Annotated in this window: 23 protein-coding genes and 1 pseudogene; 10 read left to right on the forward strand and 14 right to left on the reverse strand. The window is 75.3% G+C overall.

Annotated elements, in window-relative coordinates:
• The first annotated feature begins 2 nt into the window (after window positions 1-2).
• The gene (locus tag VM95_RS13420; protein ID WP_052707351.1) at window positions 3-1,493 is read left to right on the forward strand and encodes an MFS transporter; all 1,491 of its coding nucleotides are present in this window, start codon (window positions 3-5) and stop codon (window positions 1,491-1,493) included.
• 117 nt (window positions 1,494-1,610) lie between these two features.
• On the opposite strand, the gene VM95_RS13425 is transcribed toward VM95_RS13420, so the two are convergent.
• Entirely contained in the window at window positions 1,611-2,252 is a 642-nt protein-coding gene (locus VM95_RS13425; RefSeq protein WP_045696016.1) for a maleylpyruvate isomerase N-terminal domain-containing protein, read from the reverse strand.
• Window positions 2,253-2,347: 95 nt separating this feature from the next.
• Between VM95_RS13425 and VM95_RS13430 the strand changes: the two genes are divergently transcribed.
• Complete coding sequence (locus VM95_RS13430) at window positions 2,348-3,034, forward strand: alpha/beta fold hydrolase (protein ID WP_045696019.1); 687 nt, start codon at window positions 2,348-2,350, stop codon at window positions 3,032-3,034.
• Window positions 3,035-3,047: 13 nt separating this feature from the next.
• Here VM95_RS13430 and VM95_RS13435 read toward each other — a convergent pair whose 3' ends face one another.
• Together VM95_RS13435 and VM95_RS13440 are read right to left on the reverse strand one after the other, a co-directional pair.
• Window positions 3,048-4,463, reverse strand: a complete 1,416-nt coding sequence (locus VM95_RS13435) for a DUF2252 domain-containing protein (RefSeq protein WP_045696022.1) — start codon at window positions 4,461-4,463, stop codon at window positions 3,048-3,050.
• 150 nt (window positions 4,464-4,613) lie between these two features.
• Window positions 4,614-5,396, reverse strand: a complete 783-nt coding sequence (locus VM95_RS13440) for an SGNH/GDSL hydrolase family protein (RefSeq protein WP_045696025.1) — start codon at window positions 5,394-5,396, stop codon at window positions 4,614-4,616.
• 266 nt (window positions 5,397-5,662) lie between these two features.
• Between VM95_RS13440 and ddaH the strand changes: the two genes are divergently transcribed.
• Window positions 5,663-6,487 (forward strand): dimethylargininase, encoded by an 825-nt coding sequence (ddaH, locus tag VM95_RS13445; RefSeq protein WP_045696028.1) that lies wholly within the window; start codon window positions 5,663-5,665, stop codon window positions 6,485-6,487.
• A gap of 94 nt (window positions 6,488-6,581) precedes the next feature.
• Here ddaH and VM95_RS13450 read toward each other — a convergent pair whose 3' ends face one another.
• From VM95_RS13450 to VM95_RS13465, 4 genes are all read right to left on the reverse strand, one after another.
• Complete coding sequence (locus VM95_RS13450; protein WP_045696029.1) at window positions 6,582-7,763, reverse strand: globin domain-containing protein; 1,182 nt, start codon at window positions 7,761-7,763, stop codon at window positions 6,582-6,584.
• A 75-nt stretch (window positions 7,764-7,838) separates the two neighbouring features.
• On the reverse strand, window positions 7,839-8,282 hold the full coding sequence (locus VM95_RS13455; protein WP_045696032.1) for an RrF2 family transcriptional regulator: 444 nt from the start codon (window positions 8,280-8,282) through the stop codon (window positions 7,839-7,841).
• 193 nt (window positions 8,283-8,475) lie between these two features.
• Entirely contained in the window at window positions 8,476-9,258 is a 783-nt protein-coding gene (locus tag VM95_RS13460) for a glucosamine-6-phosphate deaminase (protein WP_045696034.1), read from the reverse strand.
• Window positions 9,259-9,547: 289 nt separating this feature from the next.
• A complete protein-coding gene (locus VM95_RS13465; protein WP_157882093.1) occupies window positions 9,548-9,955 on the reverse strand; it encodes a hypothetical protein in 408 nt (135 codons plus the stop codon).
• A gap of 385 nt (window positions 9,956-10,340) precedes the next feature.
• On the opposite strand from VM95_RS13465, the gene VM95_RS13470 reads away from it, so the two are divergent.
• A complete protein-coding gene (locus VM95_RS13470; RefSeq protein ID WP_045696038.1) occupies window positions 10,341-11,441 on the forward strand; it encodes a calcium:cation antiporter in 1,101 nt (366 codons plus the stop codon).
• A gap of 151 nt (window positions 11,442-11,592) precedes the next feature.
• Here VM95_RS13470 and VM95_RS45150 read toward each other — a convergent pair whose 3' ends face one another.
• Complete coding sequence (locus VM95_RS45150; protein ID WP_052707352.1) at window positions 11,593-12,588, reverse strand: LPXTG cell wall anchor domain-containing protein; 996 nt, start codon at window positions 12,586-12,588, stop codon at window positions 11,593-11,595.
• 436 nt (window positions 12,589-13,024) lie between these two features.
• Between VM95_RS45150 and VM95_RS13480 the strand changes: the two genes are divergently transcribed.
• Window positions 13,025-14,374: a geranylgeranyl reductase family protein gene (locus tag VM95_RS13480; protein WP_078859845.1), complete on the forward strand. Its 1,350-nt coding sequence runs from the start codon at window positions 13,025-13,027 to the stop codon at window positions 14,372-14,374.
• A 93-nt stretch (window positions 14,375-14,467) separates the two neighbouring features.
• Here VM95_RS13480 and VM95_RS13485 read toward each other — a convergent pair whose 3' ends face one another.
• Both VM95_RS13485 and VM95_RS13490 read right to left on the reverse strand, forming a co-directional pair.
• A complete protein-coding gene (locus VM95_RS13485) occupies window positions 14,468-15,133 on the reverse strand; it encodes a TMEM175 family protein (RefSeq protein WP_045696039.1) in 666 nt (221 codons plus the stop codon).
• A 40-nt stretch (window positions 15,134-15,173) separates the two neighbouring features.
• Complete coding sequence (locus VM95_RS13490; RefSeq protein ID WP_045696042.1) at window positions 15,174-15,770, reverse strand: hypothetical protein; 597 nt, start codon at window positions 15,768-15,770, stop codon at window positions 15,174-15,176.
• Between the two features lie 289 nt (window positions 15,771-16,059).
• On the opposite strand from VM95_RS13490, the gene VM95_RS13495 reads away from it, so the two are divergent.
• The 5 genes from VM95_RS13495 to VM95_RS13515 all read left to right on the forward strand — a co-directional run bounded on the left by VM95_RS13495 (window position 16,060) and on the right by VM95_RS13515 (window position 18,747).
• Entirely contained in the window at window positions 16,060-16,503 is a 444-nt protein-coding gene (locus VM95_RS13495; RefSeq protein WP_052706655.1) for an HAD family hydrolase, read from the forward strand.
• Window positions 16,504-16,569: 66 nt separating this feature from the next.
• On the forward strand, window positions 16,570-17,025 hold the full coding sequence (locus VM95_RS13500) for a hypothetical protein (RefSeq protein WP_157882094.1): 456 nt from the start codon (window positions 16,570-16,572) through the stop codon (window positions 17,023-17,025).
• A gap of 1 nt (window position 17,026) precedes the next feature.
• A complete protein-coding gene (locus VM95_RS13505; RefSeq protein ID WP_045696049.1) occupies window positions 17,027-17,326 on the forward strand; it encodes a hypothetical protein in 300 nt (99 codons plus the stop codon).
• Window positions 17,327-17,393: 67 nt separating this feature from the next.
• The gene (locus VM95_RS13510) at window positions 17,394-17,981 is read left to right on the forward strand and encodes a type 1 glutamine amidotransferase domain-containing protein (RefSeq protein ID WP_045696052.1); all 588 of its coding nucleotides are present in this window, start codon (window positions 17,394-17,396) and stop codon (window positions 17,979-17,981) included.
• Between the two features lie 139 nt (window positions 17,982-18,120).
• A complete protein-coding gene (locus VM95_RS13515) occupies window positions 18,121-18,747 on the forward strand; it encodes an RICIN domain-containing protein (protein ID WP_045696055.1) in 627 nt (208 codons plus the stop codon).
• A gap of 42 nt (window positions 18,748-18,789) precedes the next feature.
• Here VM95_RS13515 and VM95_RS44320 read toward each other — a convergent pair whose 3' ends face one another.
• From VM95_RS44320 to VM95_RS13530, 4 genes and pseudogenes are all read right to left on the reverse strand, one after another.
• Complete coding sequence (locus VM95_RS44320) at window positions 18,790-19,644, reverse strand: ATP-dependent DNA ligase (protein WP_244178754.1); 855 nt, start codon at window positions 19,642-19,644, stop codon at window positions 18,790-18,792.
• 150 nt (window positions 19,645-19,794) lie between these two features.
• Window positions 19,795-20,673, reverse strand: a pseudogene (ligD, locus tag VM95_RS44325) (non-homologous end-joining DNA ligase); the annotation flags it as partial.
• 78 nt (window positions 20,674-20,751) lie between these two features.
• A complete protein-coding gene (locus VM95_RS13525; RefSeq protein ID WP_045696058.1) occupies window positions 20,752-21,102 on the reverse strand; it encodes an MmcQ/YjbR family DNA-binding protein in 351 nt (116 codons plus the stop codon).
• Window positions 21,099-21,529 (reverse strand): VOC family protein (locus VM95_RS13530; RefSeq protein WP_045696061.1); only part of this gene is annotated, 431 nt, incomplete at its 5' end. The genes VM95_RS13525 and VM95_RS13530, both read right to left, overlap by 4 nt.

Genomic DNA, 21,529 nt, shown 5'->3' on the forward strand with positions numbered 1-21,529 from the left:
CCGTGAGATCCGCGAACGCTCCTGACGCCGCCAACGCCAACGCCGACGAATCCGCCACCGACACCGCGATACCGCAGCCGCCCCGCGAACGCTTCGACGCGGCCGGGCGCCGCGTCCTGCTGGTCTGCGTCGCGGGCGGCTTCACCACGCTGCTCGACCAGTCCGTCCTCAACACCTCCGTCCCCGCCCTGCGCGAGACCCTGCACGCCCAACCCGCCCACCTGCAGTGGATCGTGGCCGGGTACTCGCTCGCCTTCGGCCTCGCCCTCATCCCCGGCGGGCGGCTCGGCGACGTCAAGGGCCGCAAGTGGTTCTTCGTCACCGGCCTGGCCCTCTTCACCCTGGTCAGCCTGGTCTCCGCGACCGCGACCGACCCCGCCGTGCTGATCGCCGCCCGGCTCCTCCAGGGCGCCGGCGCCGGCCTCGTCAACTCCCAGATGATCGGCACCCTCCAGGACGTCTTCGACGGCCAGCTGCGCGCCCGCGCCCTCGGCATGTACGCCGTCACCGGCGGGCTCGCCTTCGCGCTCGGCCCGCCGGTCGGCGGCGCCGTGCTGGCCGCCGCCGGGCCCGGGCTCGGCTGGCGGCTCACCTTCCTGCTCAACGTCCCGTTCGGGCTGGCCACCCTCGCGCTCGCCGTCCGCCACCTGCCGAAGCCCCGGCCCAGCGCGCGCGGCGCCAACCTCGACGTGCTCGGCCTGCTGCTGGTCGCCGCGCTCACCCTCGTCCTGATGCTGCCCTTCGTCCAACCGCCCGGCTGGCGCGGCGCCCTGGCCTTCGCGGGCGCCGCCCTGCTGCTGCTCGGCGCGCTCGTGTGGTGGCAGCGCCGCTACGCCCGCACCGGCGGGCAGCCGCTGATCCACCCCGCGCTCACCCGCTCCGCGCCCTACGCGCTCGGCACGGCCACCGCGATGGCCCAGTTCGGCTCCTCGCTCGCCGCCTCGCTCGTCCTCACCATGTTCCTCCAGGACGGCCTCGGCCTGTCCCCGATGGGCGCCGCCCTCGTCGCCCTGCCCTCCGCGGTCGCCATGGGCGTCGCCTCCGCACTGGCCTGGCGGGTGGTCCAGCGCTTCGGCCGACGCACCGTCACCGCCGGCATGACCGGCTCCGCCCTCGCGATGCTCACCAGCGGCCTGGTCGCCCACTGGGCGCCGGCCGCGCTGCTGCCCTGGCTGCTCGCCCTGCTCCAACTCCTCAGCGGCGCCTCGATCGGCCTGATGGGCTCCACCAACCAGGCGTACGTCCTGCGGCACGCGCCCGCCGAGGCGGCCGGCGTGAGCGGGGCGATCCTGCAGATGGCCCAGCGGATCGCGGCGGCCGTCGCCGTCTCGGCGCTCTCCGGCGTCTACCTGCGCCACACCGCCGGCGGCGGCGGGCACCGCGCCGCCTACCTGTCCGCCAGCGCCGTGTGCGCGGGCGTCGCGGGGCTCGCCGTCCTGGCGTCGGTGCTCGCCAACCGGGCGGCCGGGCGCGCGAACACCCCGGCGGACTGACCCCGGTGGACTGACCCCGGTGGACTGACCCCGGCGGACCGACCGGGGCCGTGCAGCGGCGAACCGACCGGGGCCGTACGGCGGCGGGCCCCGAAGGCGCGCCGCCGTGCGCGGACCTCAGATCGCGGCGATGCTCCCCGGCGCCCGCTCCGCGCGGCTGAGGGCGCGCAGGACGTTCACCGGCCCGTGCCGCCACACCGCGAGCCGGGCCAGCAGGCCGACCACCGCGTCGGTGGCCTCCGGCGGGAGCTCGGGGGTCGGGACGTCCACGCTGACCGCCAGGTCGTCGCTGTGGACGGCCAGTTCCATCGTCCGGGTGGTCAGGAAGTCGTCGAGGGTGAGCGACCACGCCCCCCAGAACGGCAGCCGCACCGGCCGGCCGCCGTCCTGCGCCGCCAGCGCGCCCGTCAGCTCCGCGATCGCCGCGCCGAACTCCTCGGCCAGCGCGGCCGGCCCCTCGGCCGCGATCTCCTCGCCGCCCTCCCGCAGGCGCACGTTGATGTCCGCGTCGAGCGGGGCGCCGAGCCACTTCGACCGCTGGTAGTGCCCGAGCAGGGGGACGGTCTCCTCCTCGGGCACCGGGCCGGCCAGGACCTGCGTCACGGACAGCACCTGGTAGGCCAGGTGGCCGGCCAGGCCGGCGACGCTGAACTCGGCCAGCGCACTGGGACGTTGCCAGGCGGCCGCGACCTCCGGGCGGCGCAGCAGCTGCTCGGCCGTACGGGCCACGGCCAGGAAATCCTCTTGGGCACGGGTCATGGCTCAGCACCGTACCGCCTCCGGTGGTTCCCGACCGCTTAGCGGTCGGCGAAGCGGCCGCGCCCGGCCGCCGCACCACGCCTAGGGTGGCGGTCATGACGGATGTTCGAACCGTGGACCTGCCCGAGGTGACGCTCGCCTACCGGGTGAGCGGACGGCCCGGCGGCCCGCCGCTGGTGCTGCTGCACGCGCTCGGCGAGCGCGCCGCCGACTGGGAGGTGGTGCTGCCCGAACTCGCCCCCGGGCACCGGGTGTACGCACCCGACCTGCGCGGCCACGGCGACAGCGGCCGCACCGCCGCGTACGGCCTGCCGCAGATGCGCGACGACGTGCTCGCCTTCCTCGACGCCCTCGGTCTGGACCGCGTCGACCTGGTCGGCCACTCGATGGGCGGCGTCGTCGCCGTCCTGGTCGCCCAGGCCGCGCCGGAGCGCGTCGACCGGCTGGTCCTGGAGGACATCCCCGCGCTGCACCCGCGCCCGGCGAGCCCGCCCGCGGCGGGGGCGGACCAGCCGGCGCACTTCGACTGGGCGATGGTCCGGGCCGTCAAGGCGCAGCTCGACAGCCCGGACCCGGCCTGGCGGGAGGGCCTGTCCGCGATCACCGCCCGCACCCTGGCGGTCGCGGGCGGCCCGGCCAGCCACGTGCCGCAGCAGCGGATCGCCGAGCTGGCCCGGCTGATCCCCGACTGCCGGCTGGTCACGATCGAGGCCGGCCACCTGGTGCACGCCGCCGCGCCGGCCGAGTTCGTCGCCGCGGTCGCGCCGTTCCTGGCCCGGTAGAGCCCGACTCCGTTCAGACCCCGCGCTCGGCGGGCAGGCGCCCGCTGCGCACGGCCGCGAGCAGGTCGGCGTGGTCGGCCTCGGTCCGGTCGGCGTAGGCGACGGCGAAGGTGGCGACGGCGTCGTCCAGGGCCTCGTTGCGGCCGCAGTAGCCGGCGAGCAGGCCGGGGTCGGCGGTGTGGGCGTGGGCGCGGGCGAGCAGGGCGCCGGTGATCCGCGCGTAGTCGTCGAGCTGGCCGGGCAGCAGCGCGGCCGGGTCGACGCTGCCCTTGCGGTTGCGGAACTGCCGCACCTGGTACGGGAGTCCGTCCACCGTGGTCCAGCCGAGCAGGGTGTCGCTGACGACCTGCATGTGCTTCTGCCCGAGCACCACCCGCCGGCCCTCGTGGTCGACCGGCCCGGCGCCGGCGAGGTGCGGCAGCAGCGCGGACGGGCGGGCCTCCTTGACCTGCAGCACGAGCGGCTGGTCGCGGTGGTCGGTCAGCAGCACGACGTACGAGCGGGTGCCGACGCTGCCGGTGCCGACGACCCGGAAGGCCACGTCCTGCACCCGGTGGCGGGAGAGCAGGGTGCGCACCTCGGCGGGCACGGTCGCCACGTACGGGCCGAGCGCCTCGGCGACGGCCTGGGCGGTGGCGTCGGAGACCTCGGTGAGCACCGGGGGAGCGGCGGTGAACCGCCAACCGCCGTCCGCGGTCCGGGTGGTGCTGCGGGCGGCGAACCTGGCGCTGGTGTTGCCGAGCGCCTTCGCGCCGACCTTCCGCAGCACCTCGGCGAGGTCGTGCGCCTCGGTGAAGGAGACCAACTGCTCGTCGGCGACGGCGTTCCAGGCGTCGAGCGCGGGCAGCTTGGCGAGGGTGCGCATGGTGCGGCGGTAGGAGCCGGCCGCGTGCTGGGCGGCCTCGCGGGCGATCGCCTCGCTCGCCCCGGTCTCGCGCCCGGCGAGGACGAGGCTGGAGGCGAGCCGCTTGAGGTCCCACTCCCAGGGGCCGGGCACGGTCTCGTCGAAGTCGTTGATGTCCATGACGAGTTGGCCGCGCGCGTCGCCGTACAGGCCGAAGTTGGCGGCGTGCGCGTCACCGCACAGCTGGGCGCCGACCCCGGTGACGGGCGTGCCCGCGAGGTCGGCGGCCATCAGCCCGGCGGAGCCGCGCAGGAAGGCGAACGGGGTGGCGGCCATCCGGCCGATCCGGATCGGCACGAGGGCGGCGAGCCGGCCCGCGTTGGAGGCCTCGATCGCCTCGACGGCGCTCGGCCGGCCGGGGGCGGGTGCGAACCGGGCGTGCCGCTCCCGGGGCACCCGGTCCCGCAGCGCCCTGCCGCGCTCCTTGGCCCGCGCGGCCCGGCCGTCCCCGCCGGTCGCGAAACCGGTGACCGCGAACTGCCGCCGTGCCGTGCCCTGCTGGTTGCCGCTCACCTTGTCCGCCACGACTCCCCACCCATCCCGTTCGGTCCGACGACGGCCCGTGAGCTGCACGGATCGTTCATCCGGAGGAGTGACGTCCGGGGCGGCGCGGTGGTTCCCGGGGTGTGCCGGGCCGGGCTCGGCCCGGCACACCGTCAGGTAGTTGACGCGCCGTCAGAGCGGCAGCAGGTCGGGCCGCTTGGCCTCGACGTGGTCACCGGAGGACTCGCCGCGCAGGCGCCGGCCGACCCAGGGGATGAGGTGCTCGCGGGCCCACTGGATGTTCTCCCGTGCCTGGTCGGCGGGGGACAGGACGGGCGCGGCCGGCCACGGGGCCTCCGGGTCCTGCTCGGTGCGCAGGCCGAGCGAGCGGGCGGCCAGCAGGGCGACCCGCTGGTGGCCCTCCGGGGACAGGTGCAGCCGGTCCTCGCTCCAGGCCTGGCGGTCCTGCACCGAGCGCAGCGACCAGAGGTCGGCGACCTTGCAGTCGTAGCGGTCGGCGACGGCCCGCATGTGCCCGTTGTAGGTGGCGACCTTGCCGCGCAGGTGCTTGAGCAGCGTCATCTCGCGGGTGTCGAAGCCGGTGCAGATCAGCACCGTCCCGGCGTTGGCGGCGAGCCGGGCGACGGCGGCCTCGAAGCGCACGGCCACCTCGTCGGGGTCGCTGCCGGGGCGCAGGATGTCGTTGCCGCCGGCGCAGAAGGTGACCAGGTCGGGCTGGAGGCGCTCGACCTGCGGCACCTGCTCGGCGGCGATCTGGTCGAGCAGCCGGCCGCGCACGGCCAGGTTGGCGTAGCGGAACCGGTTCTGCGGCCGGCCGGCGGCGAGCAGTCCGGCGAGCCGGTCGGCCCAGCCGGCGAAGGCACCGTCGACACCGGGGTCGTTCAGGCCCTCGGTGAAGCTGTCGCCGAGCGCGGCGTAGGAACTGATGTCAAGGGTCTCCTGGAGATGCGGCATGAAAGAGATGGTTCACCCAATCAAGTGACCTACGCCACCGTAGGTGACCCTGGCGGGGCGTGAGATGGACCACGTACCCTCCGCGCGCCGGGCCCGGAGCGGCCGGGCGGTGTGCCGCAACGGGCCGTGCGCCGGGGCTCGCGCCGGGTGCGCGGGGGGTTGCGCCCGGCGGGGGCGCCCGCGCGGGTGTGCGAACGGCGGCGCCGGGGCAGCCGCCCCAGGAACGGACGACACCCTGAGCCCCCACCCCAAGGACGGTTGAGGACATGCCCAGCCAGACCCCGGAGCGCACCGCCCGGCCGCGGCGCTACCTGATGTGCCGGCCGACCTACTTCACCGTGGACTACGCGATCAATCCCTGGATGGACCCCGCGCAGCCCACCGACACCGCCCTCGCCGTCCGGCAGTGGGAGCGGCTGTACCGGACGTACCGCCACCTCGGCCACACCGTCGAGCTGATCGAGCCGGTGCCCGGCCTGCCCGACATGGTCTACGCCGCCAACGGCGCGACGGTGCTGGACGGCCGGGCGCTGGTGGCGAGCTTCCGCCACCCGGAGCGCGCCGCCGAGTCCGAGGCCTACCAGGCCTGGTTCCGCGAGCGCGGCTACCGCGAGGTGCACCGGGCCGGGCACGTCAACGAGGGCGAGGGCGACCACCTGGTGGCGGGCGGCCGGGTGCTCGCCGGGACGGGCTTCCGCACCTCGCGGGCCGCCCACGCGGAGGCGGCCCGGCTGTTCGGCGTCCCGGTGGTCAGCCTGACCCTGGTCGACCCGCGCTTCTACCACCTGGACACCGCGCTCGCGGTGCTCGCCGACGACCACGTCATGTACTACCCGGAGGCCTTCGACGCGGACAGCCGGGCGGCGCTGCGCACCCTGTTCCCGGACGCGATCCTCGCCGACCGGGAGGACGCCGAGGTGTTCGGGCTGAACGCGGTCTCGGACGGCCGCCGGGTGCTGCTGCCGGAGGCGGCGAAGAACCTCGCGGGCCGGCTCGCCGAGCACGGCTACCAGCCCGTCCCGGTGGACGTCTCCGAACTGCTGAAGGGCGGCGGCGGGGCGAAGTGCTGCACGCTGGAGCTCAGGCGGTGACCGTCACGGGGTGACCAGCAGCACCTCCGGGGTGCGCGGCCCGTGCACCCGGCTCCTTCCGGTCGTCCCGCCGCCGGGGTGGGAGTTCCGGATCTCAGACCAGCCAGAGGTCCGGCCCGAACACCTCGTAGTGGATGTCGGCGGCCGGGACGCCCGCCGCCAGCAGCTGCTCCCGGACGTGCTTGAGGAAGGGCAGCGGCCCGCACAGGTAGGCGGTGGTGCCGGCCGGGACCTCGACGGTCGACAGGTCGACCAGGCCGGTGCGCTCGGCCGGCCACGCGCCGAGCGGCCGCTCGTAGAAGACGTGCGCGACGGCGTTCGGCAGCGCGGCGGTCAGCTGCTCCAGGTCGGCGCGGAAGGCGTGGCGGAGCTGGTCGCGGTCGCCGTGCACGGAGATCACCCGGCGGGTGGAGCCGGTGGCGGCGAGGTGGCCGAGCATCGCGGTCATCGGGGTGTTGCCGATGCCGGCGGAGGCGAGCAGCACCGGGCCGTCGCCCTCGGCGAGCGAGACGTCGCCCAGCGGCGGCGCCAGCTCGACGGTGCCACCGGTGGGCAGGTGCTCGTACAGGTGCTGGGAGACCTCGCCGCCGGGCTCGCGCTTGACGCTGAAGCGCAGCGCGCCGTCGGCCGTGCCGGACAGGCTGTACTGGCGGATCTGGTGGGCGCCGTCCGCGAGTTCGACGCGCACCGACACGTACTGGCCGGGGCGGGCGGTCGGGACGGGGCGGCCGTCGGCGGGGCGGACGACGAAGGTGGTGACGGCGTCGGTCTCCTGGTGGCGGGTGACGACGGTGTACGGGCGCCACAGGTCGGCCGGGTCGCAGTCGGCGGCGGCCGCCTCGGCGCGCAGCCGGTCCTCGACGGCCATCAGCGCGTTGGCCATCAGCCAGTAGACCTCGTCCCAGGCGGCGGCGACCTCGGGGGTGACGGCCTCGCCGAGCACCTCGACGATGGCGGCGAACAGGTGCTCGTGGACGACCTTGTACTGGTCGTCGGCGATGCCGACCGAGACGTGCTTGTGCGCGATGCGCGCCAGCATCGCGTCCGGTCGCTGCCCGGGGTGGGCGACCAGCGCGCTCGCGAAGGCGGCTATCGAGCCGGCCAGGGCCTCGCGCTGGGTGCCGTTAGCCTGGTTGCCCCGGTTGAACAGGTCGCGCAGCAGCTCCGGGTGCGCGGCGAACAGCCGGTCGTAGAAGCGCGGGGTGATGTCACCGATCGCGGCGCCCACGACGGGCAGGGTGGCCTCGACGACCTCGGCGGACTTCGCGGACAGCATCAGACGACTCCTTATCGGTATCTCAGATTCGCATTAAAGGGCGCGCGGCGGGACCGGCTCCCCGGGGGTGTGCGATCAGTCGGTGGCGCGGGCAGTGAGGCTCAGCAGCACCGGCCCGGTGGGCGGGGCCACCAGGTCGTCGACGCAGAGCGGGTCGAGCGCGGCGAAGAACGCCTCCTGGGCGCCCCGCAGGGCCCCGCGCAGCCGGCAGGCGGCCCGCAGCGGGCACGGCGGCTCGTCCTCGCAGCCGACCACGTCGCCGACGCCCTCCAGCTCGCGCAGCAGCAACCCCAGCGAGCCGGTCCGGCCCGCGAAGGTGAGCATCAGCCCGCCGCCGCGACCGCGCCGGGCCTCCACCACGCCGAGGTGCTGCAGCCGGCTGACCACCTTCGCCGCGTGGGTGTACGGCACGCCGACCGCCTCGGCCACCTCGCGGGTGGTCGGGTGGTCGCCCTCCCCCAGGACGGCCAGCCGCATGGCGATCCGGAGGGCGATGTCGGTGCTCTTGGTCAGCCTCACGTTCGGAACGCTAGCGAATACGACTCCACAACTCCAATTTCCTGCACGCCTGCTGTCCGGAGCCGTCGGGTCGGACGAACGGCAGGGTCGGACGAACGGCAGGGGCGCCGCACCGCCTATCCCCTCGGTGGTGCGGCGCCCCGGCCGTCGTCGTGCGGTGCGCGTCACCCGGCGGGCGCCGGGTGGCGGGCGCTCAGAGCTTCTGCCAGGCCGGCTTGGCGGCGTAGGTGTCGCGGAAGTAGTCGGCGAGCTTGAGCTTCGAGGCGGCGGCCTCGTCGACCACCACGGTGGCGTGCGGGTGCAGCTGCAGCGCGGAGGCGGGGACGGCGGCGGCGAGCGGGCCCTCCACGGCGAGGGCGACGGCCTCGGCCTTGGCCTCGCCGGTGGCGAGCAGCACCAGGTGGCGGGCCTCCAGGATGGTGCCGATGCCCTGGGTGATGACGTGGTGGGGCACCTCGTCGAGGCTGTCGAAGAACCGCGCGTTGTCCTCGCGGGTCTGCCGGGTCAGGGTCTTGATCCGGGTGCGGGAGGAGAGCGAGGAGCAGGGCTCGTTGAAGCCGATGTGGCCGTCGGTGCCGATGCCGAGCAGCTGGAGGTCGACGCCGCCGGCCTCGGCCAGCGCGCGGTCGTAGGCGGTGGCGGCGGCCGCGATGTCGGCGGCGTTGCCGTCCGGGCCGAGGAAGGACTCCTCGGTGAGGCCGAGCGGCTCGACGACCTCGCGCAGCACCACCGAGCGGTAGGACTCGGGGTGGCCGGCGGGCAGGCCGACGTACTCGTCCAGCTGGCAGATCCGGGCCCGCGAGGCGTCCAGCCGGCCGTCGCCGACCCGGGCGGCCAGGGACTGGTAGATCGGCAGCGGCGTGGAGCCGGTGGCCACGCCGAGCAGCGCGTCGGGCTTGTCGGTCAGCAGATCGGTGATCGCCGCGGCGATGAGTTCGCCGGCCGCTGCGGGGTCAGGGACGATCACGATTTCCATACTGGTCCACCGTTCTGGGGCGTGGCTGAGGTCTAGACCTTCGAGGTCTAGACCAGTTTGCCGTGAACGGGGGCCCCAGGTCCACCCGGGTCCGCCGGTCGGACGTCCGCGGCGGCCACGGCGTTCTCCCTGGTGGCGGGGCGCGCGGACGGATCGGCGGCGACGGACGGGGGTCGGTCGGGCGGGCCGGTCGGGCGGGCCGGCCGCCGGGTTGCGGGCTCCGGCGGCCGGCCCTGGGGGAGGGGGCGCGATCGCCCCCGGTCCGTGGTCGTTCTCAACCGGCCTGCGGTCAGAACGGGTTGGTACAGGTGGTGACCTGCTTGTCGGCCTCGAGGGCCGGGCCGGCGGTGGCGCAGACCAGCCGCGGGCCGCTGGCGGTCACGCGCGGGGTCGTGGCCTCGGCCGAGCCGAAGCGCACGGTGGTCGCGGCGGCGACGGTCTGCCACGGGCTGCCCCAGGCGGCCTGGGTGCGGATCTCGACCCGGACGACGGTCAACTGGTCCGGCTGGGCGCTCACCCGGGCGACGCCGACGACGCCGTCACCGTCCGCCTCGTGCGAGAGGCAGGGGTGGTTGACCACCGCGGTGCAGGCCGTGGTGCCGGGCAGGGCCGTGGCGGTGGCGGCCGCGGCCGGCCCTGCGGCCAGTCCGGCTATCCCTGCCACCGTCAGCACCACAGCTGCGATCCGAGCGCGCATGTTATGAACCTCCTTGGAAACGAAGGGGATCTCACTCCTTGAGATGAGTCTTACACGGGGAGTGTGCACATGCCCACTGTGTGTTGCGTCACACTCATGGTGACGATTCAACTACGTGCTGCAACCGTTCGCCGAATGTTCGGTATGCGGACAACTCGACGCCCGGCCGGGGATCGGTTCACCTGCACCGGGCTGCCGTTCGTCTGATGACCATTCGGATGCGAGGCCTGAAATCGGCCAACCTGTCGCCGGCGCCGGCCGGTCGGGAGCGGCCCCGGGCGTGAGCGGGCGAAACCGGACGGAAGCGGATGAGTTGTGCCACATCCCTACGAACCACGGCGTGGGCGCCCGGGCGGCGGCCCTCCGGCCTGGGATCCTCGGGCGCATGATCACGAAGCTCCGCGCGGCCGCCGCGCAATGGACCGTCGTCGTTCCGGTGGTGTCGTTCGTCGTCCTCGCCCTGACCTGGCACGAAGACCTGCCCGGCTGGGTGGTGGGCGTGGTGGCCTGCTTCCTGGTGGCGGCCGTCCTGTCCGCCGTGCACCACGCCGAGGTGATCGCGCACTGGTCGGGCGAGCCCTTCGGATCGCTCGTGCTCGCGGTGGCGGTCACCGTGATCGAGGTCGCGCTGATCGTGACGCTGATGGCGGACGGCGGGGACAAGTCCTCCACCCTCGCCCGGGACACCGTCTTCGCCGCCGTCATGATCACCTGCAACGGCATCCTCGGCCTGTCCATCCTGGTCTCGGCGATCAAGTACCGCACGGCGGTGTTCAACGCCGAGGGCACCGGCGCGGCCCTGGCCTGCATCGCCGCCCTCGCCACGCTCAGCCTGGTGCTGCCCACCTTCACCACCAGCTCGCCCGGCCCGCAGTTCTCGACCACCCAGCTCACCTACGCGGCCACCGCCTCGCTCGTGGTGTACGGGCTGTTCGTCGCGACCCAGACCGTCCGGCACCGGGACTACTTCCTGCCCGTCACCCCCGAGGGCCGGGTGCTGGACGAGGAGGACCACGTCAGCCCGCCCACCGTGCGGGCCGCCGGCCTCAGCCTGCTGCTGCTCGGCGTCGCCCTGGTCTCGGTCGTCGGCCTGGCCAAGGCCGTCTCGCCGACCATCGAGTCCGCCGTCGACGACGCCGGGCTGCCGCACGCCGTCGTCGGCGTGGTGATCGCCATGATGGTGCTGCTGCCGGAGACCATCGCGGCGCTGCGCGCGGCCGTCCGCAACCGGGTGCAGACCAGCCTCAACCTGGCCCTCGGCTCCGCCCTCGCCAGCATCGGCCTCACCATCCCGGCCGTGGCCATCGCCTCCACCTGGCTGTCCGGCCCGCTCGTCCTCGGCCTGGACCCGGCGCACATGGTGCTGCTCACCCTGACGATCGTGCTCGGCACCCTCACGGTCATCCCGCGCCGGGCCACCCCGCTGCAGGGCGCCGTCCACCTGGCGGTGCTGGCCGGGTACGTGGTGCTGGCGGTGAACCCGTGAGGGCGCCGCGTCCGTAGAAAATGACGGAGAGCCCCTGGCCGGCCGCATGTGTGCGGGGCCAGGGGCTCAGTGGTGTCCCGGTCAGGTGGTGCCGCGGCTCAGACGCGGCGCCACCGGACTCCGGGAGCCCGACGCGACAGGGAGTGGCGCGTCAGGAGGCGGTGCGGCGACGGCGGGTGTAGACCACCGCGCCCACGCCGGCGGCCAGCAGGACGGTGCCGGCGCCCGCGTACAGCAGGGTGCCGTCGCTACCGGTGGAGGCCAGCTTCTTGCCCGGGATCGGGGTCGGGGTGCTGACCTTGGCGGGCTTGATCAGCGGCTGCTCCGGGCTGGTCCTGGTGCCGGCCGGGGTGGTGGTGTGCACCGGGACGGTGGCGGTCGGCGTGGTGGACGGGCCGGCGCTGGGCACGCCGCTCGGGGCGGTGGTCGGGGCGGTGGTCGGCGCAGCGGTGGCCGTGGGGGTGGCCGGGGCGGTGGTCGGCGGCACCGGGGCACCGGTCGGCGTGGCAGTGGCAGTGGCGGTCGCGGTCGGCGACGGCGCGTGCGAAGGGGTGCCGGTCGCCGGGGTGGTCGGGCCCGCGGAGGGGGTCTTGGTCGGCGTGGGCGTCGCCGACGGCGTCACGGACGGGGTCGCGGACGGCGTCGCCGAGGGGGTCTTGGTCGGCGTCGGCTTGCCGGTCGGGCCGGGCTTCTCGCTGCCGCAGTCGACCTTGAAGACCTTGTGCTTCGGGTTGTTGAGGTCGGCGTCGGCCGGCAGCTCGCCGTCGACCAGCTCGACCGACTGCCAGTACAGCTTGTAGTGGCCGTCCGGCAGGTTGATGTCCTCGGTGCGGACGTCGCCGTCCTCTAGCACCGGCAGGTCGCCCCAGGCAACGGGCGTGGCGGGGTCGTTCATGTCGTAGATGGCCCAGAGCACGTCCTGGTTCGGGTCGAAGCCGAAGGAGTCCAGGTAGAAGGTGCAGACCTTGGGCTCGTTGCGCATGTCCTCCTGGCCGGTGCCGGCGTCGTGGATCTTCACGGTGCCGTTGTTGCCGGGGGCGCCGTGGCCGCCACCCGGGGCGGCGTGCGCGGCGGGGGCGAGGAGCATCAGCGCGGCGGCGGTCGGGACGGCCACCAGGGAGCGTGCTGCGGTGGAGCGGATGTGCATGGGTGTTCCATCGGGTTCGGCAGGCCGGGACGAGCCTGCGCGGTGGGGAGGGAGCCCCCCGGCGGACGGTACGGCCGGGGGGTCGGCACCGTACGGCGGGAAGGGCACAAAAGTTCCCGCAGCGAAGAACGTGACGCAAGGGGTGAATGGCTGGATTGTGCCGTTGTGGCCGAAATATGGCGGAGAGTCCGTGGCAACAATCGGATCACCCGGTTGTGCGTGAATCGTGCCCGTCGTGACCACCTCAAGGACATCCCGGGCCCGGTGGCCGGTATTGACCGGTCCACGCCGCCGGTCCGCGTGTCGGGGGAGCGGTCCGGCACCGCCGTTCTCTATCGTCCGTCTGGGACCGCCGAGCCCCCTGGTGCCGCTGTGGCGGCGCCGGCCCGGTCCCGTCCCTCGCCCACCCAGCCCAGCCGACCCGCGGGAGTGCGCATTGCCCGGTCCAGAGCAGCCCGGTCCAGAGCGGCGCGGCGCCGAGCAGCCCGGCCCCGGGCGGACGCCCGCCCCGGCCGCCCGGACCGCGGAGGAGGCCGACGTCATCGTGGTCGGCGCCGGCCCGTCCGGCTCCACCGCCGCCTACCACCTCGCCCGCGCCGGCCTGGACGTCCTGCTGCTGGAGAAGTCCGCCTTCCCCCGCGAGAAGGTCTGCGGCGACGGCCTCACCCCGCGCGCCGTCAAGCAGTTGACCGACATGGGCATCGACGTCTCCGAATCCGCCGGCTGGCTCCACAACAAGGGGCTGCGCCTCGTCGCCGGCCACCGGCGGCTGGAGTTCGACTGGCCGGAACTGTCCGCCTACCCCCCGTACGGACTCGTCCGCCGCCGCGCCGACTTCGACGAACTGCTCGCCCGCCGGGCCGCCTCGGCCGGCGCCCGCCTGATCGAACGGGCCAACGTGGCAGGCCCGTTGACCGACCGGCGGACCGGCCGCATCACCGGCGTCACCGTCCGGCTCGGCGAGGACCGCGAACCCGCCGAGTACCGCGCCCCGCTCGTCCTCGCCGCAGACGGCAACTCCACCCGCCTCTCCGTCGCGATGAACCGCCACCGGCGCACCGACCGGGCCATGGGCGTCGCCTACCGCACCTACTTCAAGACCCCGCGCCACGACGACCGCTACCTCGAGGCCTGGCTCGACCTGTACGACCCCCACGCCTCCTCCCGCCGGCGCCTCCTGCCCGGCTACGCCTGGGTGTTCGGCATGGGCGACGGCACCGCCAACGTCGGCCTCGGCGTCCTCGACACCGCCGGCATCGACCTCGACTGGCGCGACCTGCTGCGCCGCTGGTGCGACCGGCTCCCGCCCGAGTACGGCTACACCCCCGAGGCCGTCACCGAACCCATCCGCGGCGCCGCCCTGCCCATGGGCCTCAACCGCGAACCCCACTACGCGGACGGGCTGCTGCTCATCGGCGACGCGGGCGGCACGGTCAGCCCCGGCACCGGCGAAGGCATCGCCTACGCCATGGAATCCGGCCGCTTCGCCGCCGAGACCGCCGTCCAGGCACTCGCCCGCCCCACCGACCGCGGCCGCGAACTCGCGCTGCGCGCCTACCCGCAGGCCCTGCGCTCCGCCTACGCCGGCTACTTCGCGCTCGGCCGGCTCGCCGCCGACCTGCTCGGCCGCCCCCGGCTGCTCGGCGCGGCCGGCGCCGCCGGGCTCGGCAACCCGGCCCTGCTGAAGGTGGCCTTCCGGCTCATGTGCAACCTCACCGAACCCCACTCCAAGGACGCCCTCGACCGGCTGCTCCACCTCGTCGGCCGGATCGCCCCCGGCCGGTGACCACCCGCCCGGGGCGCCCGGGCCCGGAGCGCCACCGCCGTCCTCGACGACACCTGCGGCAACCTGATCCGGCTCGCCCGGCACCACGGCTGGTCAGTCGTCGTCGGAGTCCGCCGCCCGGACCCGGCGGGTGGCCGGCGCGAGCTGGTCGAAGCAGTAGTACAGGGCCAGCGCGGCATGGGTGGCGAGCATCGCCACGGGGCTCGTGTAGGCCAGGGCGACGGTGAGGACGTAGGCGACACCGCCGACGCCGAAGCGGCGGAGCGCCGCGCGCCGGGCGGCCGGCGGGATGGGCGTGTGCAGCGCCCGGGCGTCGCGGGTGAAGGTGAGGAAGAGCAGCGAGAACGCGGCGCCCATGGCGACCATCGTCAGCGAGTACAGGGCGGCGGCGGTGTGGGCGTCGTCGGACCGCGCCGTGAGGTAGGCCGCCAGCATCCGGGTCGGGTACGGGATCACGGACACCGTCAGGAGCAGCAGCAGATTGGTGAAGAGCGTCAGCCGGTCGACCCGGCGGGCCAGCGCGCACATCGCGTGGTGGTTGATCCAGATGATGCCGATCACCAGGAAGCTCACCAGGTACGCGAAGTAGGCCGGCCACTGGTGGCCGAGCGCGTCGGCGAGGCTCCGCCCGTCGAGCGCGTCCGCCTCGGGCACCTTCAGGTCCAGCACCAGCAGGGTGATCGCGATCGCGAACACCCCGTCGCTGAACGCCTCCAGACGGGCCGTGCTGAAGTCCGGCACAGCTTGGTCGGTGGTCATCTCGTTCTCCCGGTCGGTTGCGGGCTGCGGATCCTACCGGCTAGATCCGCAGGCCGATGACACCCCAGCCGCGTCGCCCGGCCTCGCCGACCACCTCGCCCCACCCGGACAGCAGCCGGGCGAAGTCCTCGTAGTCCTCGATCCAGCCGCCCGGATCCGCGGCCAGCCGCCCGAACGGCTCGCGCAGCTCCGGCAGCGCGGGGGAGGCCTCCCGCCAGCACCGGTCCAGCCGGGCCACCGTCCCGGGCCCGGCGGCGACCAGCGGCCCGTACCGCTCCGTACGGTCGCCGGCGGGGAACACGCCCGGCTCCACGTGCTCGGCGGCCTCCCGGCCGGGGCCGTACCAGAACAGCGGCAGCAGGAAGCCGTCCAGCGCCGCCCGCAGCGCCGGCCCGGCGGCGTCCCGGACGTTCCCCCAGGCTTCCCCGGCCCGGAAGTGGGGCGTGTACGACCCGCAGCTGCGGGCGAACTCGTACCGCCCCAGCCACGCCCGCCCCGGCTCGACCGGCCACACCCACCCGGCCTCGACCGCCACCTCGTCGTACGCCGCCTCCTCCAGGGCCGGCAGCCGCGCGTCCGGCGCGATGCCCCGCAGGTGCGCCCAGTCGACGGCCACGACGGTGATGTCCACTCCCATGCGGCGAGGCTAGCCCGGGCCGATCGAGCGCCACCCCGCCGGCGGGGTGGCCCGGGTGCGCCCGGGCGGCCCGCCGTGCGCCGGCTGCCCCCACGGCACGCGCCGTGGGGGCAGCCGCAGGCGGTTCGCGGGCTGGAGGCCGGGCTGCCTCCGGCGCCCGGAGCCGGGGGCGGGGTGGTGGGGCGGCAGGCTGCGCGGTGGGGCGGGGAGCGGCCTAACCTGGAAGGGCGCGTACGGTGCGTGGCCTGCGGGCCGGTGTGCCCGTGGGTCGTCGACGGAAGCGGTGGCCATGACGGTGATCTCGGCGGCTCTGTTCGGTACCGACTGGCGGCCCGGGCTGCCCGGCGGGGCCGCGTTGCTGCGCGAGTGCGCCGCCCGGGGCTGGACGGTGGTGCTGACCGGGCCGGGGCCGGCCGGGGCGCCCGTGCTGACCGTCACCGATCCGGGGGCGGATCCGCTGCGCGCCGCGCTGGTCCTGGTGGACGGCGCGCCGTCGCACGCCGTGGCCGTCGCCGGGAGCGTGCGCGAGGTGCTGGCGGCGCGGCGGATCGGGGTGCCCTGCGTCGCCCTGGAGGCCGGCGGGGACGCCGGTCCCCAGCTGCGGGCGGCGGGAGCGGCCGAGGTCCACCGCGATGCCGCGGCCCTGCTGCGCGTCCTGGACGACAGTCTGCTCGCCCGCCCACGGGCCTTCGGCCGGGCGGGCGCCGGAACAGGCGCCGCCCGGAGCGGTTAACGCCTGCTCGTACCGGGCAACCGCCCGGGTGCGAGCACGTCACCGGAAGTGTCGGAGGTGACCGAGATGGACGGACCCGCGTTGAGCGGATGGGAACGGCGGCTGCTGGCGGAGATCGAGTCCGATCTGCGCCAGGACACCCGCCTGGACCGCAAGTTGAGCACCATGGGCGCCAAGCGGCCGAGCCGGATCGGCGGCACGCTGCGCGGCGTCGGGCGCAGCGTGGGGCGTCGGCTGACGGCCGGGGTGGTGCTGACCACCCTGGTGATGACCGCGATCTGCCTGAGCGTCGGCGTGCGGACTCCGACCACCGCCGTCCTGGCCGCCCTCGGAGTGGTCTGGGCGGCTTCGGTGGCGGCCGCGGTGGCCGCCTCGGCGCTGCTGCGCCGCCGGGCCGGGCGGCGTGCCGCCGGCCCGGAACCGGAGGACGGGCGCGAGCAGCGGGAACGCGGGGAACACGGGGAACGTGGGGAACGCAAGGAGGGCCGGGAGCGCCGGCCCTGGGACCAGCCGGAGGCGTGACATGACCGGCACCGAGCTGTGGGAGTACCGCCCGGGCGCCCATCCCGCCGCGGAACTCAGCCTGGTCGGGTACGAGGTGCGGGCCGTCGACGGTCCGCTCGGCCGGGTCGAGGAGGACACCGGCGACCACCTGCTGGTCGACGCCGGGCCCTGGGTGCCGGGCGCCCGGGTGCCGGTGACGGTCGGCCTGGTCGCCCGGATCGACCACCTGGAGCGGACCGTCCACCTGGACTGCCCGCGTGCCAGGCTCAGCACCACCCCGCCGACCGCCGTCGACCTGACCACCCCGCACCCGCGCTGAGCGACCGAGCACGCCGAGAACCGAGCACGCCGAGCACGCCGAGTAACCGAGCAATCGAGCACCCACCATGCGCTGGCCGTCCACCACCCTCACCGGCCGCACGATCGCCTTCCTGGTCGCGCCGTACGGAGCCGAGCAGGTCGAGCTGACCTCCCCCTGGCAGGCCGTCGCCGAGTCCGGCGGCACGCCGCGCCTGCTGTCCACCGCCCCCGGGCGGGTCCTGGCCGTCCACCACCACACCCCGGGCGACACCTTCGCCGTCGACGCCCTCGTCGGCGAGGCGGACCCGGCCGACTACGACGGCCTGGTCCTGCCCGGCGGTGTCGCCAACCCCGACCACCTCCGGCTGGACCGGGCCGCCGTCGCCCACGTCCACGCCCACTGCGCCGCCGGCCGGCCGGTCGCCGCGATCTGCCACGCCGCCTGGACGCTGATCGAGGCCGACGCCGTCCGCGGCCGCACCCTGACCTCCTGGCCCAGCCTGCGCACCGACCTGGTCAACGCCGGCGCGCACTGGGTCGACGAGGAGGTGCACGTCTGCCACGACGGCCCCGGCCCGCTGGTCACCAGCCGCCGGCCCGCCGACCTGCCGCTGTTCGAGGACGCCTTGGTCACCGAGTTCTCGCACGCGACGGCGAAGCAGCATCCGCGTTGACCTGACGGTCCCTCAACTGCCTTTTCCGGAACGGCGCGTACCCCCTTGCCGGTCTCGCCCTTCTTGACGACCATCGGTCAAGGCGGACGCGGTGGCCGTATCGGCCCACCGGCGGAGACCGCGGACGGAGGGGCACCAGATGAACGCACCGCGCACGACCACCCGAGCCCTGCGCACGTCGCTCACGGCGGTGGCGGCCCTGGCCATGGCCTGGTGGGCGCCGGGGATGGCGCAGGCGAACCCCGGGAACTGGCAGCTGCACACCCCCTACGCGAGCAACATGTGCCTGGACGCCGACTACGTGGCCGGCAGCCAGACCCAGAACCCGTGGCGCAACGGCGACAAGGTCCAGATGTGGGTGTGCAACGACCAGGCGCAGCAGGGCTGGCTCTTCCACCCCGTCTCCACCCCGAGCGGTGTGCCGGCGTTCACCATCACCAACCAGCGCAGCGGACTGTGCCTGGACATGGACATCAGCGGCGGCACCCACGACAACATCCCGAACGACTACCTGGGGCACCTGGTGCAGCTGTGGCACTGCCTCAACGACAGCAGCGGGCACCCCGTGCCGAACCAGGTCTGGTACCAGCTCTCCGGTGACCACGACGGATGGGCACGCCTGCAGAGCGGAGCCGACACCGGCGGCACCTTCAACTTCATGGACGCCAAGAACTACGGCGGTACGGACCCGTCGCAGAACGGCGACCCGGTGCTGGTCTGGGACTACATCCCCGGGGACTCCCCGCAGAACTGGAACTGGACCTGATCCCTCTCCTCCCACCCCCCGACGCCCGGCCGGCCCGGGCCGTCAGTCGCCGCGCAGCCGGACGAAGACGGCGGCGGGCGGCCGCCCGGTGACGGTGAGTTCGGCGCGCAGGGGGGTGGTGAGCGGGTGGACGGGGCCGTGGTCGGGGTCGGTGGTGGGCGGGCCGAGGTGGGCGCGCGCGGCTTCGGCGACCTCGCGGGCCTGGGGCGGGGTGAGCCGGGGGGTGGTCGCGAGGACGCGCCCGTCGTCGAGCCGGACGATCAGGGCGTGCGGCCGGCGGGGCGGGCCGGTGAGCGCGTGGACGGTGGCGTCCACGGTGTCGCTGCGGCGGTACTTGACCCAGGCGTGGCCCGCACCGCGCGGGCGGTAGGAGGAGCCTGCGGCCTTGCAGACCAGGCCCTCCACGCCGGTGGCGGCGAGCCGGTCCATCCACTCCAGCGCCTCCGCCCGGTCGGTGGTGGCCATGACGGGCTGGATCGGCGGCGGGACGTCCGCGAGGGCGGCGAGCAGCAGCCGGCGGCGGTCGGTGAGCGGCAGCCGGCGGACGTCCCGGCCGGGCAGGGCGAGCAGGTCGAAGGCGATCAGTCCGAGTGCCGTGTCCGGTGCGGCGGCGCGCGCCTGACGGGTGCGGAGCAGTTCCCCGAAGGCGAACCGGCCGCCGCGCCAGGCGACCAGCTCGGCGTCCAGCACCAGCCCCTCGGGCAGCCGGGCCACGGCGGCGGCGATCGGCGGGAACTCGGCGGCGAGGTCGCGCCCGCTGCGGGACTGCAGGAACGCGGGCTGCCCGCCCCGGGCGAAGGCGACGCAGCGGAAGCCGTCCAGCTTCAGCTCGTACTGCACGCCGGCGCCGCCCAGGCCGTCCGCGGGCGGGACGGCGGGGACGGCGGCGGGCCGCATCACCTCCACCGGCGGGCGGAGCACCTGGGCGGCGCGGGCCGGCGGTTCGGGCGCGGCCGGCTGCGCGGGGTCGGCCGGTCGCGCGGGGGGCGCTGAGCCGGGCGGACCGGTCGGACCGGTCGGGCCGGTGGCGAGAACGGCCGGGCCGGCCGGCAGCGGCCGCGCCCGCTCCGGGTCCAGCAGCGGCGCGAGCAGGTCGCCGTGCGCGGCGATCCGCCCCGGCACGTCGGCGAGGGTGAAGACCAGGTCCAGCTCCCGGCCGGCCCGCTCCAGCTCCTCCCAGGCGAGCGGCGTGGACACCGTGGGCTGCGGCCGGGCGCGCAGCGTGTACGGCGCGGCGGTGGTCTTCTTGGCGTTGTTCTGCGACCAGTCGACCAGCACCCGCCCCCGGCGGCGGGCCTTCGCCATGGTGTGCACGGCCAGCTCCGGGTGCTCGGCCTCCAGGGCGGCGGCGAGCGCCTTCGCGTACCCGGAGACCCGGGTGCTGGGCGTCGGCTCGATCGGGACCAGCAGGTGCAGGCCCTTGGAGCCGGAGGTCTTCACCCAGGCCGCCAGGCCGTCCGCCGCCAGCCGCTCGCGCAGCAGCAGGGCGACCGCCCGACAGGTGAGGACGTCGGCGCCCTCGCCCGGGTCGAGGTCGAGGACGAGCCGGTCGGCGAGGGCGGGCGCGGCCGCGTGCCACTGCGGGACGTGCAGTTCCAGGCACCCGAGGTTCGCCGCCCACAGCAGCGCCGCGCCGTCGTCCAGCACCACCTGGCGCAGCTCGCCGCCGCTGCTCGGCACGTCCACCGTGCGGACCCAGCGCGGGGTGCCGGCGGGCGGGTTCTTGGCGATGAACACCTCCGCCTCGACGCCGTCCGGGCAGCGCAGGAAGGAGACCGGGCGGTCCCGCAGATGGGGGAGCAGGGCGTGGTGGACGGCGGCGTAGTAGCGCAGCACCTCGCCCTTGAGGGTGCCGGTGCGCGGGTAGTACACCTTGTCGAGGTGGGAGAGGGCGAGGGTGCGCCCGTCCACCGTGAGCTGCGGCATCGGCCGCCTCCGTGGCGTCCTGCGGGTGGCCCCCGCAGCCAGTCTGCCGCGTGCCGGCGGCCTGCGCCCCGGGGCGCCCTAGCCGCCCGGTCCGACCAGGGCGTGCGCCTGGGCGACCAGGCCCTCGATCCGCCGCCAGTCCGGCGCCGGCCCGTCCAGGTACACGCCGAGCCAGCCCCGGTGGCCGACGTACGGCGGGCGGAAGTACCGCTCGGGATCCTCGGCGACGAACCGTTCCTGCGCCCCGCCGGGGGCCGCGCACCAGAACGCCAGCCGGTCGTCGTGGTGGTGGTCGGAGAGCGTCACGAACACCCGGGCGCGGCGGCCGGAGCCGGCGAACCAGGTCGGTTCCCCGTGGCTGGTCCGCTCCTCGACCTCCGGCAGCGCCAGGCACAGCGCCCGCAGCCGCTCCACCGGTGCGGCCGTCACGAGGCCGGGGCCGGGCGCGGCGCGCCCGGGTAGGTGCCGAAGGACCAGTGGTTGCCCTCCGGGTCGGCGGCGGCGAAGTCGCGCGAGCCGTAGTCGGTCTCGGTGAGGCCCGTGGTGATCCGGGCACCGGCGGCGACGGCCCGGGCGTGCACGGCGTCCGGGTCGGCGGTGACCACGTACGCCGTGAAGGTGCCGGGCCGGCCGGGCCACGGCTCGGCGCCCTCGGGCGTCGGGCGGTCCGAGCCGAGCATCACACCGCCGCCCTCCGGCCAGGCAAGCTCGGCGTGCGCGACGAAGTCGCCCTCGCCGTAGCTGACCACCTCCTGGAAGCCGAAGGCGTCGACCAGGAAGCGGATCAGCGCCCGGGCGTCGGCGGCGCGCAGCGCGGGCCAGACCTGCGGGGCAGGGGCAGGGGCGGGGGCGGGGG

Source organism: Streptomyces rubellomurinus (genome assembly GCF_000961885.1).
GTDB lineage: Bacteria > Actinomycetota > Actinomycetes > Streptomycetales > Streptomycetaceae > Kitasatospora > Kitasatospora rubellomurina.